This window comes from Pantoea sp. SGAir0183 (genome assembly GCF_043545505.1).
Genome location: NZ_CP028053.1, coordinates 1,764,008 through 1,781,558, shown reverse-complemented (window position 1 = coordinate 1,781,558; position 17,551 = coordinate 1,764,008). Strand labels below are relative to the sequence as shown.

General features: G+C 53.2%; 13 protein-coding genes and 1 tRNA gene. 3 read left to right on the top strand and 11 right to left on the bottom strand.

The window, feature by feature from the left end:
- The first annotated feature begins 147 nt into the window (after positions 1-147).
- Positions 148-915 (top strand): DgsA anti-repressor MtfA, encoded by a 768-nt coding sequence (gene mtfA, locus C1N59_RS08270; protein WP_394550545.1) that lies wholly within the window; start codon positions 148-150, stop codon positions 913-915.
- Positions 916-1,027: 112 nt separating this feature from the next.
- Positions 1,028-1,103: transfer RNA gene (locus C1N59_RS08265), tRNA-Asn, on the top strand.
- A 199-nt stretch (positions 1,104-1,302) separates the two neighbouring features.
- On the opposite strand, the gene hemH is transcribed toward C1N59_RS08265, so the two are convergent.
- The gene (hemH, locus tag C1N59_RS08260; RefSeq protein WP_394550544.1) at positions 1,303-2,265 is read right to left on the bottom strand and encodes a ferrochelatase; all 963 of its coding nucleotides are present in this window, start codon (positions 2,263-2,265) and stop codon (positions 1,303-1,305) included.
- Between the two features lie 674 nt (positions 2,266-2,939).
- Here hemH and C1N59_RS08255 point away from each other — a divergent pair.
- Positions 2,940-4,178: an MFS transporter gene (locus C1N59_RS08255; RefSeq protein WP_054687634.1), complete on the top strand. Its 1,239-nt coding sequence runs from the start codon at positions 2,940-2,942 to the stop codon at positions 4,176-4,178.
- A 353-nt stretch (positions 4,179-4,531) separates the two neighbouring features.
- On the opposite strand, the gene C1N59_RS08250 is transcribed toward C1N59_RS08255, so the two are convergent.
- The 10 genes from C1N59_RS08250 to C1N59_RS08205 all read right to left on the bottom strand — a co-directional run bounded on the left by C1N59_RS08250 (position 4,532) and on the right by C1N59_RS08205 (position 17,502).
- Positions 4,532-5,284 (bottom strand): macro domain-containing protein, encoded by a 753-nt coding sequence (locus C1N59_RS08250; RefSeq protein ID WP_054687633.1) that lies wholly within the window; start codon positions 5,282-5,284, stop codon positions 4,532-4,534.
- Entirely contained in the window at positions 5,278-9,390 is a 4,113-nt protein-coding gene (locus C1N59_RS08245; protein WP_394550543.1) for an RHS repeat-associated core domain-containing protein, read from the bottom strand. Before C1N59_RS08245 ends, C1N59_RS08250 begins: the two co-directional genes overlap by 7 nt.
- A gap of 10 nt (positions 9,391-9,400) precedes the next feature.
- Positions 9,401-9,529 carry a hypothetical protein gene (locus C1N59_RS08240; protein WP_096010432.1) on the bottom strand — a complete coding sequence of 43 codons (129 nt, stop codon included), beginning with the start codon at positions 9,527-9,529 and terminating at the stop codon, positions 9,401-9,403.
- Positions 9,526-11,076 (bottom strand): hypothetical protein, encoded by a 1,551-nt coding sequence (locus C1N59_RS08235; protein ID WP_054687629.1) that lies wholly within the window; start codon positions 11,074-11,076, stop codon positions 9,526-9,528. The genes C1N59_RS08240 and C1N59_RS08235 overlap by 4 nt, the downstream gene beginning before the upstream one ends.
- A gap of 12 nt (positions 11,077-11,088) precedes the next feature.
- Positions 11,089-13,302 carry a type VI secretion system Vgr family protein gene (locus C1N59_RS08230; RefSeq protein WP_054633587.1) on the bottom strand — a complete coding sequence of 738 codons (2,214 nt, stop codon included), beginning with the start codon at positions 13,300-13,302 and terminating at the stop codon, positions 11,089-11,091.
- Between the two features lie 311 nt (positions 13,303-13,613).
- Positions 13,614-14,588: a FecCD family ABC transporter permease gene (locus tag C1N59_RS08225; protein ID WP_394550542.1), complete on the bottom strand. Its 975-nt coding sequence runs from the start codon at positions 14,586-14,588 to the stop codon at positions 13,614-13,616.
- Positions 14,589-14,617: 29 nt separating this feature from the next.
- Positions 14,618-15,532: an ABC transporter substrate-binding protein gene (locus C1N59_RS08220; protein ID WP_394550803.1), complete on the bottom strand. Its 915-nt coding sequence runs from the start codon at positions 15,530-15,532 to the stop codon at positions 14,618-14,620.
- Between the two features lie 49 nt (positions 15,533-15,581).
- Complete coding sequence (locus tag C1N59_RS08215) at positions 15,582-16,385, bottom strand: ABC transporter ATP-binding protein (RefSeq protein WP_394550541.1); 804 nt, start codon at positions 16,383-16,385, stop codon at positions 15,582-15,584.
- Between the two features lie 248 nt (positions 16,386-16,633).
- Positions 16,634-16,930 carry a hypothetical protein gene (locus C1N59_RS08210; protein WP_394550540.1) on the bottom strand — a complete coding sequence of 99 codons (297 nt, stop codon included), beginning with the start codon at positions 16,928-16,930 and terminating at the stop codon, positions 16,634-16,636.
- Between the two features lie 83 nt (positions 16,931-17,013).
- Entirely contained in the window at positions 17,014-17,502 is a 489-nt protein-coding gene (locus tag C1N59_RS08205; protein ID WP_033742122.1) for an Hsp20 family protein, read from the bottom strand.
- Positions 17,503-17,551 lie beyond the last annotated feature (49 nt).

Sequence of the window (17,551 nt, the reverse complement as noted above, 5' to 3'; positions counted from 1 at the left end):
AATCACAGACAATTTCCTTGCTAACAGGTTGAATATTGCTCCTTCATCCCTGAAGCCTGACGATGCCAGCATGCCGTTTTGATGCTGGCATTTTACTGTCTGGTCGCTCAGGGTTCTGCAATTGCAGCATTCAGTGCGGAACCAACGATGTTTAAATGGCCATGGAAAACACACAGCAATACGGATCTGACTGACCTGCCCTGGCAGGCCGGGCTGACACAGCCGATTTTTACCCTCCTCAACCACGATGAACGTCAGTCGCTGCAGGCCATGGCTCAGCATTTTCTGCAGCAAAAAAAACTGGTTCCGCTTGAAGGCTGTCAGCTTGATACGCTGCGTACCGTGCGCATTGCTTTGCTGTTCTGCCTGCCGGTGCTGAAGCTGGGGCTCGACTGGCTGGACGGCTTTCACGAAGTGCTCATTTATCCCGAGCCTTTCAATGTGGATGACCTGTGGCAGGATGAGCATGGCCTGGTCCATCACGCCCCTGCCGTCCATGCCGGGCAAAGCTGGACGCAAGGGCCGGTCGTGCTCAACTGGCTGGATATTCAGGACTCCTTCGATCTTTCCGGCTACAACCTGGTCATTCATGAAGTGGCGCACAAACTGGATGCGCGCGGTAGCGGTTATACCAGCGGCGTGCCAATGATGCCGCTACGTGAGGTTGCCCAATGGGAAAAAGATTTGCGTAGCGCGATGGCCGGGATTGAACATGAAGTGGAAAGTGTCGGTGAGCAGGCCGCCAGCATCGATCCTTATGCCGCCAGCGATCCGGCAGAGTGTTTCGCGGTATTATCCGAGTATTTTTTTACGGCCCCGGCCCTGCTGGCGGAGCGTTTCCCGGCCATGTACCGTCATCTTCAGCACTTTTATCAGCAGGACCCGTTAAGCAGAACAGGAGCCGCTCACGACTAAATCGCCTGCTTTGCAGACGCATTGCTTTAAAGCTAGCCAGTTGAATGCTAAACGCTTTTATACTGTTGACACCCTGAGCCGACCTCGTTACTATTCGCCTCGTTCACACGATTCCTCTGTAGTTCAGTCGGTAGAACGGCGGACTGTTAATCCGTATGTCACTGGTTCGAGTCCAGTCAGAGGAGCCAGAATTAAAAAAGCCTGCTTACGAGCAGGCTTTTTGCTTTTCAGCCGATCGCCTTTCTCTGCCTTCTCTCCGCGCGTGCTTTACGGCCAAATTTAGCAATCTGCCATCATAAAATGCTGCAGGTTAATAAAAAAAAGCCAGAATGAACGCATTCTGGCTTTGTCGCTACCGGTCTTTAACAAGTGACGGACCGCAGCACGCTATTTCGCGCCCTCCGCCAGCTGGCGCAGCATCTCAATATGAACAGGTTTATCATTGAGCGCAGGAATATAGGTAAAGGACGCCCCGCCCGCATGCATAAAGATTTCCCTGTTCTGCTCATCCAGTTCTTCCAGCGTTTCCAGACAGTCTGCCGCAAAGCCCGGACTGATTACCTGCAGGCTTTTCACGCCTTCCGCAGGCAGATTTTTAATGGTTTCATCGGTATAAGGCGTTAACCAGGGTTCCCTGCCGAAACGTGACTGGAAGGTCATCACTACTTTTAGCGAAGGCATGTTCAGGGCGTCGGTGAGTAATTTCGTCGTTAACGCACAACGCTCCTGATATTTGTCGCCTTCGTTTGAAAACCTGACTGGTATACCGTGATAGGAGACCAGTAAGGCATCCGGCACGCCATTGGCCTCAAACGATTCAAGCACGGACGTTTTTAACGCATCGATATAAGCAGGATGATCAGCATAGTCGTTGATGAAGTTGATCGCCGGTGTGTAGCGGTTCTTCATCGTCTGCAGGTGACGACTCACGCTGTCGAAAACGGATGACACGGTGGACGAGGAAAACTGCGGATACAAAGGAATAACGATAATTTTATCGACACCTTTCGCCAGCAGCCTGTCGATAGCGCCCCCGATGCTCGGCTCACCATAACTCATGCCCAGCTCAACAGGCATGCCTGTCAGCGCTTCCAGTGCGCGCGCCTGACGGACGCTGTACACCATCAGCGGTGAACCTTCGTCCATCCAGATAGAGGAGTATAATTTGGCCACGCGTTTGGCGCGTAGCGGGATAATTACGCCATGCAGGATCGGGCACCACAGGATCCGGGGTAAATCGACCACTCTGTAGTCGTGCAAAAATTTCGATAAAAATGTTTTAACCGCAGCAGTCGTGGGTTCTTTTGGTGTTCCAAGGTTAACAATTAAAACACCCTGTTTATTCGTCATTAGCTGGGACCTCTGAAAACCCAAGGAAAAAAAGTGCCTGAACACTGTAGCACACTCAAGGACATCATCTCCTCCGTCTGCGCCTTTTGCGTCAGTGACGGCGAAACGAAGGCCTGGCGGAGACTTCTGCGACGACGTCGAGTCAGCCTGCCAACGTCTTTGCTGACGTCTTACGCCGCCTTATGAGCCCGGACTATGGATGAAACAGTCAGGCGGGCTTTAACGTCTTTTACGCCGTAAAAAGCGTTATGCCCTGCGAGCCCGCCTTTATGTGCTTTTTGACACGGCTTTGCCTGACGGTCAAAAAACATTGGATCGTATCTTATCATCGCTGCGTCGACGAAAGACCAATAGCTCTGATAAGTCGCGTCCCTTCCGATCGGCTCGTACATTTTCTGTGGTGAATGATAAAAAGTAATCCGGCAATTCCCCATTATTCAGCGGGTTAAAATCACATCTTGTCGATATTTTGATTTATTAAACTGAATATTGAGCATGCTAATATTTAGGGCTCTATCTGTGCTGACTGACGCTGCCCATGTCGTGAATATCGCGCGGACCGCCAGGCAGTAACATCGCCATGCTTTAGTCAGAAAAAACCAGACTGCATCATGGTCATCAATCAGACTGAGGCAATCACTTTTGCCGCGAGGCTTTTCGGGACAGGAATCAGGATGCGTACAGGCGTTTCAACAGGCGAAGACTCGCTGCTGCAACACAGGTCATTTGTGGCGTTTTGGCTCGCCCGAACCTGCTCTTCATTTGGTTTTCAGATGTTTTCCGTGGCCGTCAGCTGGCAAATCTATGCAATAACCCACAGCGCGATGGCGTTAGGCATGATTGGCCTGATGCAGTTTCTGCCCTCAGTGCTTCTGGCGTTGCCGGCAGGACATCTGGCCGATCAGTTCGACCGCCGCCGTATCGTGGTTATCGGCCAACTGATTGAGTGGGCCGCGCTGCTCGGCCTGGTGGCGCTGACGCTATTGCACTGGGCAGACAAACTTGAAATCTGGGGGCTGGTCTTTCTGATTTCGCTGGCGAAAGCCCTGGAATGGCCAGCCATTACCTCTATGTTGCCGGCGCTGGTCCCGCCACCGATTCTGGCGCGCGCCATGGCGGCCAGCTCTGTTGGCGGTCAGGCGGCGGTGATCGTCGGGCCAACGCTGGGTGGCCTGCTGTATATAGCCGGTCCCGAGGTGGTTTACGGGGTTTCAGCCCTGTTTTATTTATTCTCGCTGATACTGGTGGGTTGCTTACGTTATGAACGCCCTCCTCAGGAACGTGTGCCGATGACGCTGTCGAACATGTTTATGGGCGTGCGCTTTATTCGCGAACGCAAGGATGTTCTGGGCGTAATATCGCTCGACCTGTTCGCCGTGTTACTGGGCGGGGCGACCGCCCTGCTCCCTGTCTTCGCCCAGGATATTCTGCACACCGGGCCATGGGGACTTGGCCTGTTACGCGGTGCGCCGTCAGTGGGTGCCCTGTTGGTCGGTGTCTGGCTCAGCCGTCATAAGCTGGAAAAACATGTCGGCATGATTATGTTTGGTTCCGTGGCCGGTTTTGGCCTGGCGACGCTGCTGTTTGCGCTCTCAACAAAACTGTGGCTTTCTCTGCTGGCGCTGGCCGCACTGGGCGGTTTCGATATGGTGAGCATGGTGATCCGTGGCGCACTGGTTCAGCTGGATACACCGGATACGATGCGCGGCCGCGTCAATGCGGTTAACGCTATCTTTATCAATACCTCAAATCAATTGGGTGAGTTTGAATCCGGGCTGCTCGCGGCATGGATGGGCGCGGTGCCCGCCGCCGTCATTGGCGGCGTCGGGACACTGGTGGTGGTTGGGCTCTGGATGATGCTCTTTCCGAATCTGCGGAAAAGGCAGAAGCTTGAGAATGAAACGGTGGTGTGAGTGAGGGGGTATTTTAAGTGTACCCAGCCGAACATTTATTTATAATAATGCTCATAGAATTAAGAATTGCCGCATTAGCGGCATTTTTTTATAGGTTTCTTTCCAATTTATATCTAACATCTAATTTTCAGCTCTAGTTTTAATATGACTTAGCTAATTCACCAAAAAAAGAAAATTTATCACAGAATAAATCATAGCAAAGTAGCACGACTTATTAAAATTTCGCCACTATGAACTAGAGTAATATTATTTTTTTTCACATGAAAAAGGAAAACTAAACCCTCATAAAAAACCTTAATTAAAAGGAAAAAGCGAGAAAAAAGAAAAGGCTGATAAAAGCCCTTTCTTGCCATCTAATCTAAAGTTAGAATATGGCAGGGTATTTTTTTATAAGTCAGTTTATCTTTTATAATATCAATAATAACTTGCCAATCTCCGCCGCCCAGACCTGCACCGATCATTGGCATCTGAACTTCTAATCTATTGCACAACGCATAGTCACTTGCAATTTCCAGACACTCTTCAAGAGCCTCATATGAAATGTATCTTTTAGCGTCTCTTTGGGATTTTTTTATTCCTTCCTGTGCAACCATATTCGCTACAAATACTCTATTAAGAGTATCCACTTCAATAAATTGCACATCGCCCATCTTATACCCAATTCGCGAAGAGGCCAAATATTTTTCTTTTGCCAACGGATATCTTTTAGACAAAGAAAGGACAAAACCTTTCCCCCACTTTCCTAGGTTATTCACAACGTGCAAAATAATAACTGATTCTTTAAATGGTATTGATGCATCTCCACTATGATGATGGATATAGGCTATTTGGTCTTCATTGACGAGTGTTTTTTTCCATTCGGTTTCAAAATTTTCATCTGTAATCTCTTCAGAATCAGATAAATCTAACTCATTTTTTTTGCCATCATAGAGTAAGTAACCAATATCTTCATGCCAGTCAGTGACAGAAGATGAAGAGTAATGATTCCCTTCAAAAACGCTTATCTGTCTGGTTGCCACTTCCCCGATGAATTCAGTATAGACAACACCGGCTCCCCTCAAAAATTCTGAAACCGCACGGTAGTAACTTTTATTACTCACTAGCATGAACTCCCACTACTCACTATTCGGTTCGAGACATCAAGTTCTTTGTCATTCTTGACTAAGAAAGTACCCGGTCTCGGCTCAGTTATATTCAACCCTGTCACATCAATCTCAATATAATGAGTGATACTACCAGACTTTCTTGCATCACCATAAATGTTAGCCGCAAGTTGCCCCAAAGATATTTTACCAGAGTCTTCTAAATCTTTTAATGTACGCCCACCAATCCTATCTGGGTGAACATTAGTAAAATACTGACCATCTCCAAAACGTGCATGAACACCGCCCGTGGAAGGCCTGATAACTCCACTGTTTTTAATACCCTCCATTCCTTTCAAATCGGTGAAATGGAACAAAGTTTTTATTTCCTCCGTCGTAAGCCCGAGTGGATCACTCCATACAAATGGATTTGGAGCATAACGATAGGGAGTAACCCCCCCCGCCAGCCCTATCGGATCCTGACTGATATACGCCGCAATCTCAGGGTCATAATACCGATAGCGGTTATAATGTAACCCCGTCTCGGCATCAAAATACTGCCCCTGAAAACGCAGGGGGTTTTCGATCTGATCAGCAAAGATTTGGCCTTTTTCACCCCAGACACCGGTTTTTTCTGCCCAGACAATCTCACCAGTAACGGATGTCAGTCTGACTGGTGCGCCATTAGGATCGCAGTGATAGTGCCAGCTTTGTTTACTGTCCCCCTGTTGCGTCAGCAACGCCAGCGGTCGAAACGTGCCGGGATAATAGACGTATTCCCGCATCGTGCTGAACAGTGCAGCCTGTGCTTTTTGTCGCTTAAGGCGACTGCCTGTATCAAAGATACTCTGCGCGGCCAGAGGTTCATGTGTGCGGGTGAGCGTTTCGCCCACCAGCGCGTCCTCCTGCCAGTAGAACCAGCGCGTTTCGCTGTCGGTTTGCTTAAACACCCGGCGGCCCAGCCCATCATAGCCATAGCGCACCTGATGGTTCCCTTTACGCACCGCAATCAGTTGTCGATTTTCATCCCAGAGGAAATCTTCTTTTTCATCCTGATCACCCGCTGTCCCCGCGACTCGGCGTCGCTGGCGTAACTCACCGGCACGATCATAAACATAACGAACGCCCTGATGCACGCCCTCCCGGAACCAACCTTCCGCGCGGTCATTAACCTCACGGGTTTGCGTCTGCAAATGGCTACCTGTTGCATCCTGCACAAACTTTCGCAGTGCCCCGTCAGGGGTGATATGTGCCGTCAGCCTGCCCACAGGGTCATAACGATAGCGATCGTTGCCCCACTGGCTGTCGTGACGCGCAGTCATATTTCCGCTTTTGTCATAGACAAAGCCACTGGCAAACAGCGGTAAATCATTTTGTAGTACCTGCTGTGACGTAAGCCGTCCCTGGTGGTCGTAATTCAGGGTGCGCGTCAATGCCTCTGACAACTGTTCATGAATACACCGTCCCGCGGCATCATAATCAAAGGTGATCGGCGAATCAGTGTTGAGTTGCACGGTGCGTAAACGTTGATACGCATCGTACCGATAAACCACCCGATGGCCACTGTCGCTTTCACGCTCGTGCAAACGTCCCTGCTCGTCATAATGGTAGCGAAGTTGAAAGCCGTCCTGATCTTCTGTCAGTAACCGTCCCGCGTCATCGTAGCGCCAGCTGAGTCGCCGCCAGGGATTCTGGCAGAGCACCAGCCTTCCGCAGGGATCATAGTGGAACGTTGCCTGTAAGGTATCACCTCTACGTCGTTCACTCAGGCGCCCGGCTTTATCGTAGCCATAGTGCACCTCACGTCCGAGCGGATCGCAACGTGCGGCCAGGCGGCTGCCTTTGTCCCAACGGTACTGCGTTTTTTGTCCCCAATAATCCTGCTCGGCCGTCACACGTCCAAGCCCATCTCGTTCCATCTGCCAGCGTTGACCAGATTGATTAATCACGGCCAGCAGGCGGTCCTCAGGATCGTATTCATAACCCAGCCGGGCACCATCAGGCGTTTCACAGGCGGTGAGCATGCCTGTGCCGTTATAGTAAAAACGCGTGGTCTGCCCCACTTCATCGGTAAACGTGACAGGCTCATCTTCACGGTCATACTCAATCCGGACATCGCCACCCGCCGGGTCGACCGTGGCGATGAGGCGATCTTTCGAATCCCAGTAAAAACGGGTCACACCGTTACTGGCATCAGCACGTTCCAGTAAATTCCCACGTACGTTGTGCCTGAAACGCGTCTCTCCCGCGCCTGCCACGCTGACCACCAGCAGGAAACCAAAGCGGTCATAACGATACTCTGTTTGCGGTGCACCCGGCTCATTCGCCTGGGTCAGTTGGCCAAGCCGATCGAACTGATAACGGGCCGTCACACCGCCCGGATCGCGACTGGCAATAAGGTTGCCACCGCTGTCATAGTCGGCGTGCCAGACCGCACCTTTCTGATCGGTGATCGCCAGCGGCAGGCCATCCTCATTGTAAACAGCCTGCACCCTGCTGCCGTCGGGTAAATGCTCAGCGATCATGCGACCCTGCGCGTCATAATCCCACCGATGAATGCTGCCATCCGGTTCAATCACTTCTACCGTTCGACCAAAGTCATCGTAACGAAATACGGTATTTCCGCCACAGGGTTCGATTTCGGCGATCGGCAGACCATTGTCGTCAAACGTAATACGTGAGAGGTGGCCCAGTGAATCCGTTACTTCAACCTCATTGAGCAGCGGTTCGTAAGCGAAGTGGTAGTCCCAGACGCCGCCGTCACCCCAGGCGTGAATGACGCGCCAGTCCTGATTGTACTGGTAATGAAATCCCTGGCCGTTTCGGTCAAAGTGACTGACCAGATAAAACTGTTGATAGTCAAAACGCCGGGGATGCGATAGCGCATCAATTTCGGCGCTAAGTTGACCATTGGCATGATATTCGTAGCGCGTCAGCGGCGTGATGTCACCGTCCAGCGCATTGTTCAGGCGTAAGCTACTCAGGCGGCCCTTATCATGAGTGACAAGGACCTCTCGTCCGGTCAACCCGTTAAGGCTGAATTCGCGAAGCCGAATCAGCATCTCGTCCTTCCATTCAAAGGCCCAGCCGTTTCCGTTACGATCGGATAATTGCTGTATCGGTAACCGCCCATCGGCACCGGTGAAATGCCACAGGATCCCCGCTTCCTGCTCAACGCACCAGGTCACCTGGCCCTGGGCGCTGTCTCGCCACAGGCGGCTGCCATCCGGCAACCCCATGACAGCATGTTTACGTCCGTCTTCCTGTGGCAGGGCGGCAAAAAGCGTCATCCCGTCAGGCTGAATAAAGAGCGCAATGCCCTCTTCAGTCAGGATTTCCAGCCGGGTATCCGCGGGTGTCAGCCAGCCATAGCCACAAAGTCCTGCCGTTTCAACATCGGCCGACGAATACGTCCGATGCCAGGCCAGCGGCAGCCGGCCCGGCAACAGGAAATCCTGCTGTTCAAGACTGACGCTGCCATCCCGAATATCGACCGGTTCCGCTCGCAGAACCTTACACTTGAGAACCCCTGGCTCCATATTACGAAACAATTTGCGCCTGTAGTCGCCAAAGCGTTTCATGAAATTTTGCCATTTCACCGACTTCCGGAACTTCTTCAGCCCTTTTCCCAGACCGCTCAACCCGGCACGCATCAGCAGCGCCATCAAATTGATTGTTGGTGGCCCGCCTACGATGACATTGTTGGGGATGGCCAGGTTAAACGTCAGCGGTAGCGTCAGGGACAACGGTTTGGGTTTAGTGACGCGCTTGAGGCGAAACGGGGGAATCATACCGACAATATTGCAACTCAGTACCGGCATGCCAATTCGGGAAAACGGTTCACCATCCACCGAAACCGTTTTACTGCCCATAAACAGCTCATCTTCAATCTGTGGGCCGCCGGGCGCACGCAACGGCGGCCCCCAAACGCCGCCAACGGGGATATGTATCGACATTCCACCCGTTCCCGCGCTGGCCCGTTTGATGCTGTTAACATGCACCGTAGTGCCAATCAATGGCAGATAGTCAAACACATCAAACACAATACCGATGTGAGGCGTCGGTAAAGTCCAGGTATAGGTGTGAATGTCAAGTCCTAGCTGCGGATCAAAGTGCGCACCGGAATGCATGAATCAGGCCTCAGAAAATGGCACGCAGCAGCGCGCGCAAAAATGTTCTGACTTCCGTCGCCAGACCGCTATCGGACAGGCTTAAGAACAGCAGCGCCAGGACCGTGACGACGACAATAAGGATGATGCGGTTTTTCACAATGTGTTGCTCCCTGCAGGTTGTGTGGCTAAGGGTTCAGTGCTTCCCCACGCAGGCAGGCTTTGCCATTCACCCGGCGGGGCATCAAAAGGATGGGCGATGTCAGGTAAGCCATTCCACTGCGGATGCAGTTTTTCACGGGCCAGGTGGATGACACGGCGAAAACTGTCATCGCCATTGCGGATGACTGTTTCCCGCTCCTCGCGAATAAGTAAAAAGGTTGCCTCGAGCTGGCGTTGCAGCAGGCTGTCAGTTTGGCGGACCTGCGATGGGGTGGGCACAGGCGGCAGGTTCGCGTCGGCCTGCTGAATAAGCCGCTGTTTATCGGATTGCCAGCGAGATGCATAGGCTTCAAGCGCCTCTGTGCGGCGTTTATCGTGACTGCGCAGGAGATCCTGAAAGACCAGCGGCAGCGTGGTTTCGCCCCGCTCGGCCAGCGGCACATTCTCTGCGGCTCGCACGGCCTTACCATAGGCTTCCATGGCAGCCGGGCGTTGTCCGGCGAGCCATAAACAGAAGCCAGTCATGCGCCAGCCCTCAATCGCAAACACAGGATGGGGGATTACCTCTGCCTCACGCGCGGCCTGCCGGTAGCACTGTGCCGCCCGAACGTACTCTTTATGTGAAAACCAGGCACCGGCTTCGCCAAACGTACTCTGCGTTCGAAGCTGGCCTTTGACAACGGGGTCCGCCACGCTGCTGGACGCGTTTTGCGCCTCACGATAGTGGTCGACGGCCTTATTGTGATCCTGGCCTTTCAGCCAGCCGCCCGCAATAAGGTTATGCAACATCGCCTGTTGATCAGGCCAGCCTCGCCGCTGTGCAATGCCTAACGCCAGACTGCCGCGCGCAGCGACCTGCTGGGCGGTCCCTTTTTCCAGCAAGAGCATCGCATCGGCAAGGTAACGCCGCAGCAATGCCCGATCGGTATCAGGATCGCTTTGCTGCTGGGCGGTTTGATGCATCACCTTCATGCCATCGACCTGATCGACAATCAGTTGGACGCGATCAGGATGCGCGTCATGAAGTGGCTGCCAAAGCGGTTGTTCAAGCGTATCAATCAGCAGTAAACGCGGCGCAGGCGCGGAGGAAGCCAGCCAGCGTTTCAGCCAGCGCATCAACGCACTCTCGTCACTTACGGCAGCGGGTTTAAGCACCAGAACCAGGTAACGTACATCCTCTGCAAAATGATCGGCGAAGTCCTGTAACAGGCCGCAAAGCTGTTCAATGGTGTAGCAGGGCAGCAACACATCGCCATCCCAATGTGCCGCATCGGGCGTGGCGTCATAATGTTCAAGAAAGTCACGCGACAGTGCATCGCTATAGCCATAACCGGTTTCAAACGCCGTAGACAGACCAAGGAATATATCGGGTACGGAACGCCCCTCCGGATGCTGCTGAAGGGCGATGAACGCATCAAGTAGTGATTCGCCTGCGGCTGGAACGCGCCAGATAAACAGACCCGCGTCGGTCTTTTCCGTGGCGGTTAACCAGCTCAGCTCCAGCTCAGTCATAACACGTTCAGTGGGATTCTTTGCGGTGCTCATTTCTCATCCCTGTCAAGCATTGAGTTCAATCTTTTTGCCATTCACCATGACACCGGCGGCATTAATGGTAATCGTCGATCCGCCCGCCGTAATTTGCACGCTGCCATTGCTGATTAAAATCCCGCTCTCACCGACGTTGATATGAAACGTATCCGTGGCACTGTCGGCCACGCTTCCTTGAGTAAAGCGGGTATCGCCCCCCGTGATACTGAGCGTGCGCCCAGCGCCGATCGTCACATCCTGCTTTTGCGCAATGGTACGGGCCTCATTGCTGTTGACACTGACGTGACGATTACCCGTCACGTCGAGTGTCTGATTACCCGTCACCTGCACGGTTCGGTTTTGCTGCACGCTAACCTTTTCATTGCCCTGCACCGTACGGGTCCGATCCTGAATCACCGTTAGCGTTTGCTTCCCTTCTACTGTGCCGGTGTTATTGCTTTTCACCGTCGTGGTATGGTTTCCGGTAATGGTTTCATCGCGGTTTTGCTCAACGCTGAGCGTTTCATTACCTTTCACCGTTTCCGTACGATTTTGCTGAACCGTGGTGGTTTCATTGCCGCTGATGGTTTTACTGCGGTCCTGTCCAACCGAGATGGTTTCATTGCCATCCACGGTCCGTGTACGGTTCTGCTTGATATGGCTGGTTTCGTCTTTACCAACGGTTTTGGTGCGATTGCTGCCGACATCATGAGTTTCGTCGTTTTCAACCTCGGTATCCATATTACGTTCAGCATGCAACCAGAGCTGCTCTTCGCCGGGTTTATCTTCAAAACGCAGCGCATTGGCATTGTCAGGCGATCCATCCTTTGAGCGGCTCATGAATCCCATCTGCGTAGCGGCAGCGGGCAAAGCCCAGGGCGGCATGCTGGCCTCGTTATAGACGCGACCGGTGATAATTGGCCGATCAGGGTCGCCATTAATAAAGTCGACCACCACTTCGTCGCCTACGCGTGGAATCTGCACGCCGCCGAAACCTTGTCCCGCCCACGCGCTGGAAACACGCACCCAACAGGAACTGGTATCGTCACCTTTTGCCAGCCGATCCCAGTGAAACTTAACCTTGACCCGACCATAGCGATCGGTCCAGATACTTTCGCCTTTCGGCCCGACCACCTTCGCCGTTTGCGGGCCGCCCGTGCGCGGCCACGGCGTTTTCTGCTCAGGACGAAACACCACACCCGCTGGTATCACGCTAAACTCCGTACGATGAATCGTCTGGCTGTCCGGGCCACTGGCGTAGCGATTCTCCTCAAACTGGTAGTCAGCAGCAGTCACCAGATATTCACCGACATCGCTGAAAAAGGCCGCATTGGTGAGCTGGAACGTGCTGCCCGGCACAATCCCCATTGCCGTCGCGGTGCCGTGGGTTTGTTGATGCTCTACCTGCCAACGCTCCTGACGGATGCGGGCATAAAATTCGCCATGACCATGTTCCACAAACCGCCCCGGCCAGTCATACACATCAATGGTGCCGGGTGAAGGAGATGTTGGATTTTGTCGTGCCTGGAAGAGCCAGGCGTTAGGTTTGCGAAAATCGTAGTCGTCCAGACTGTATAAACCCGGCGTCACGCTGTCAGTAAGGGCCCACTGGCTTATCCCTTCTTCACTGGTGGAACCGCCTGAAGGCGTTTGATGATAGGGGATCACTTCATAGCCACTAAATGGCGTGTACTGCGCAGTGGCATCCGTGAGCACGATGGTATGCTTACCGGCCTCATGGCGAACGTGCCAGGTAATGCCTTCCAGCTCCATCAGTCGGTTGATGAAATCAAAACTGCTTTCCTGATACTGAACACAGTAATCCCAGCTGCGATAGCTACCCGACAGGTTATTTTCCACGTTAACCTGATACTCACTGAGTAACGTCTGCACGATTTGTGGAACGGTTTGCTCCTGAAAAATGCGCAGATTCCGGTCACGTTTCATCGGCCACAGATCTGGCTCAAGCGTTAACGTGTAAACAGCATAACGCGTGCCTGACATCTCTACCGCGCTCACCGCCACCCGCGTGATCTTGCCATTAAAGTAACGTGGATTTGCCAGACTTTGCGTCGGCACCACTACGGTAGCGGCTTTACCCAGCAACGCGCTGCGTTCGATACGCGCATCGGTCCCTAAAACCTGAAGCGTTAAGATAAACGATTCAGACAGGGCCTCTCGGCCAGATAGCTTCCAGAACAGCAAGCCTTCAACGGGTAACTGAACAGTAATGCGATTGAGCATAAATCGAACCCTGACGTCAGACTGAAGTCACGCGGGACTTCGTGAGTACGTTTGTTTTAAGGTTTAGGATGGATCGGTTCAATTGTTTAAGTAAATAAGACAATGGCTAATATGTTACCCGAATGCAAAGAAGTGTGAATAGCTATTACATTCATAATAAAGCCAGGCAATCCGGCAATCCTCGGTGGAAATACCTTGATTGCAGAAGATCGCTCGCCATTATTTGCCAGCTGTCTCGGAATGAAATAATGAAATTACCTTACTGAGTCAGGCACCGTGAACCGGTCTTACTCAGCGGCGGATTTCAGCATTCAGGGTCGGGCGCGCGTCAGTTGGACAATCACAAACATCCCCCCAATGCCCGCTGTGATGATGCCAATGGGCAGCTCCTGCGGGGCCAGCAGCGTCCGACTGGCAATATCGCCAGCACACAACAAAATGGCGCCCCAGAGTGCGCACAGTGGGATCAGCAACCGGTGTTTCACGCCGGTGATGTGCCGACACAGGTGCGGCACCATCAGTCCGACAAAGCCAATGACGCCGGTCAGGGCCACCAGCAACGCGGTTGCCAGCGCACAGCACAGAAACACCTCAATGCGTAACCGGTTGACGTGAATACCAAGCGAGAGTGCAGTTTGCTCGCCCGCCAGCAATCCATCCAACTGCCGCCCGCGCAGCGCCACAAACCCTGCCAGTAGTGCCAGACTTACCAGTGCATAAGGCAGGTTAAGCCAGCTGGCTAATCCCAGCCCGCCCAGTGACCAGAACATCACCGAGCTGGCCGCGCGCTGGTCGCCTGAAAAAATCAAATAGCTGGTCACCGCACCAAACAGAAATGACACGGCCAGCCCGCAGAGAATCAAGTGCTCTGCTGAACGTTGCTTTTTGAAATGAAAAAGCAACATGACGGCGGCGGCTGAAAACAGCCCACCCGCGAAAGCGGCAACAGGCAAGGTTAACGCCGACAGCCGATCGCCAAAGCGGGTAATCACCAGTACAGCACCGGCTGAGGCCCCAGAGGACAGACCAAATAAAAACGGATCGGCTAAATCGTTACGGGTGGTGGTTTGCAATAAAGCCCCGACCATGGCCAGGCCAGCCCCCGTCATCACGGCCAGCAGCGTGCGAGGTAACCGTAGGTCGATCACGATTCGGGTTACCATTTCAGAGACGGGCGCGTCTGCCATGTCGAGTGCGGACAGCACCTGCGTTAAAGACAATGACACGGTGCCTCCCGCCGTGCTGATCAGCATCAGGATCGCCAGCAGCAGGCAGGACGCACTCATTATTCCTGAATAACGATGCGGCAATCGATTCACGGCGCATCCGTCGAATAGAGCGCATGAGCCAGCTTCTCCACGGCCTGAATATTGGCCGGCCCCGGTGTGAGTTCAGCGTACTGTAACTTCAGGTAGCGGTGGTGCTTCACCGCAGGCGTCAGCTTCATAAGCGGATGATTTTCCAGGAAGTGGCGCAGTGCCTCTGCCCCACTGCCGGTCTGATAGTCCAGCAAGATAATAAAATCCGGCTGCGTGGCCGCCACGCTCTCCCAGGAGGTGGTGCCCCAGCTCATCTCCAGCGCTTCCATCGCGTTTTTACCTCCGGCGGCCTCAATGATGGCGGTCGGCATGGCATATTGTCCGCTGGTGAACGGTTTATCTTCGCCTGAGTCGTAAACGAAGACTTTTCGAGGCGGCGTGTCAGCCGGACGCTGAGGTAAGGCCTGCAGTTGCTGCTTCCAGTCCGTCACCAGCGCCTCGGCCTCGGCCCGCTTGCCAAAAATTTTGCCCAGTTTAATCTCGTCGTTATAGAGCAGATCCATGGTCGCTTTCTGCTTGTCCTTCTGCGTAAAGACGCAGCTTTCACTCAGCACCAGGGTTTTAATGCCGTACTGACGCAGTGAAGCAGGCGTAACGTCACCGCCCACTTTCATCCCGTAATTCCAGCCAGCAAAAAAGAAATCAGGGCTCGCGGCCAGCAACGTTTCCAGTGAGGGATATTTCGGTGCCAGCTCAGGGATGGATCTCATGGCCTGCTTAAAGGCCGGCGTCATCTTGTACCAGCCACTGATGCCGGTGAGACCGACAATACGGTTCTGCAGATGCAGCGCAAAAGCCATTTCTGCCATATTGAGGTCGTTAATCACGGCTCGCGCAGGCGGCGAGGTGAACGTCACGGGCTGGCCGCAACTGTCGATGGTGACAGGAAAATCACTCGCGCTGGCCCACATGGCTGGCGTCACGGCCAGGAACGCGGCAAAACCGATTTTACTCAATGCATCATGCACAGTCGGGCACCTCAAAAATACGTAAGCGCTTACCGCTGGCAGGATGTTTTACGGTAAAGCTGTTTAAGCCGAACACGGGCTGGAGATAGCGCGACGTCAGCGCGCGCGACGGGTGATCACACACAATTTGCTCGCCCTGCGACAGGATAAGCACACGATCGGCAAACGTATCAATCAGGGACAGGTCATGCAGTACCGCTATTGCCGTAATCCCTTTGTTTTTAATGAGTGCCAGTAGCTGCTGGCGGGCCAGCGGATCAAGATGGTTCGTCGGTTCATCCAGTAAGATCAATAACGGCTTTTGCGCCAGCACGCGCGCCAGTGCAGCACGTTGTCGCTCTCCCCCGGACAGCGCAGCCAGCGGGCGTGTTTTTAGTGCTGAAAGACCGGTTTCATCAATAGACTCGTGAACGATCCGTTGATTTACTCCTGCCGGGCAGGCGCGTAGATGCGGAATACGGCCCAACGCAACGTACTCTTCAACCGACAGCCTGAGATCGGGCATATCATTCTGCGCCATCACGGCTATGGAGGTGGCAAGCTGTTGCCGTGAAAACGTTGCCAGACATGCGCCGTTAAGCTGAATCGCCTGTGGCGGTGACGATAACTCACGGCACATTGCCCGCAGTAATGACGTCTTGCCACTGCCGTTTGGCCCGATGATGACCAGCCGCTCTCCCTCTCTGACGCTGAAGTGAATGTGATGCAAGAGCGGTTCGCCGTCCGTTCGGTTCAACTGCGCAATGTTGACCTGCAAAACAGGATCGGATTGAGGTAACGCTCTGGACGACGGCATGTTTTTCACCCTATAACTAGATATGTTATAACATAACAATTGAGGCACAGAAAGACAAGCGGCGGGCACAAATGAAACAGGGTGCCGCGATGTCGGCACCCTGAAGAGAGAAAACGAAAACAGCTTATTTAAAACGGTTGTGAAACAGGCTGGCCGTCATCGCTAGCATGCCAGCACCCAACGAGGTATGTAGCATGAGTGTGTTGAGCATCGTCACCTCCTCTTCGTTTTGGTTGCACTTATCGGTTTTATACCGCCTCAGCCAGCTTTTCCTCACTGGCCTCTTTTTCAATCAGCCGCATTAACAGCGACAATCGACGTTCAGTGCGCTCTGGTGTATCGGGCGGCAGGTTGTAACACAGGGAGTAAAGCTTGCCTTTTTCGTTGTAGAAATCCACCACCAGCACCGGCATGATACCGCCAGGCACTTTGTTGTAATTCACCGACAACCGGGTGCGGCCTAACTGTAGTTTTGCCGCCATTACGGTTTCGCCAACCAGTTTGGGATAAAGAGCACGATCTTCGGGCACGCTGATGACTTTCATTACCGCCTCCTGATTCTCTGGCACCTTGATGAAAAAGCGCGGAGAACGCCGTCAGCGCCCTCCGCTTTTTCGTTAACCTGCCATTAGGCCTGATGTTCAATGGCTTCCGCCGTACGGTGTTCGATCGGAATGCGACGAGGCTTCTCGCTTTCCGGTATTTCATGGTGCAGGCCGACGCGCAGCAAACCGTCCTGCAGGCGTGCAGTGGTCACTTTCATATGCTCCGGCACGCTGTAGCTCAGACGGAAGTCTGAACGACTGATACCACGGTGCAGCCAACCGCTGTTCTGCCCTTCTTTTTCCGTATCGTTATCGCTGACCTCCTCTTTCTGTCCGGTCACGGTCAGACGACCGCCTGCCACTTCGATTTCGAGCTCGCTTTCTTTCCAGCCCGGCACGCTGACGGTCAGTTCGTAGTGTTCGTTATCAACCTGCTTCAGGTCGTAAGAGGGGGAAACCGACACGGGCGCATCACCGGTCAACTGGCTGAACAGCCTGTCGATACGGTTAAACCGGTCTGAAAAGGCAGAATCTGCGATAGAAGGAAATACGGGAAAATTACGTAATGCCATAGTGATAACCTCCTGAATTAATGGTTCATTCAAAAGCTCATCGGCGTGG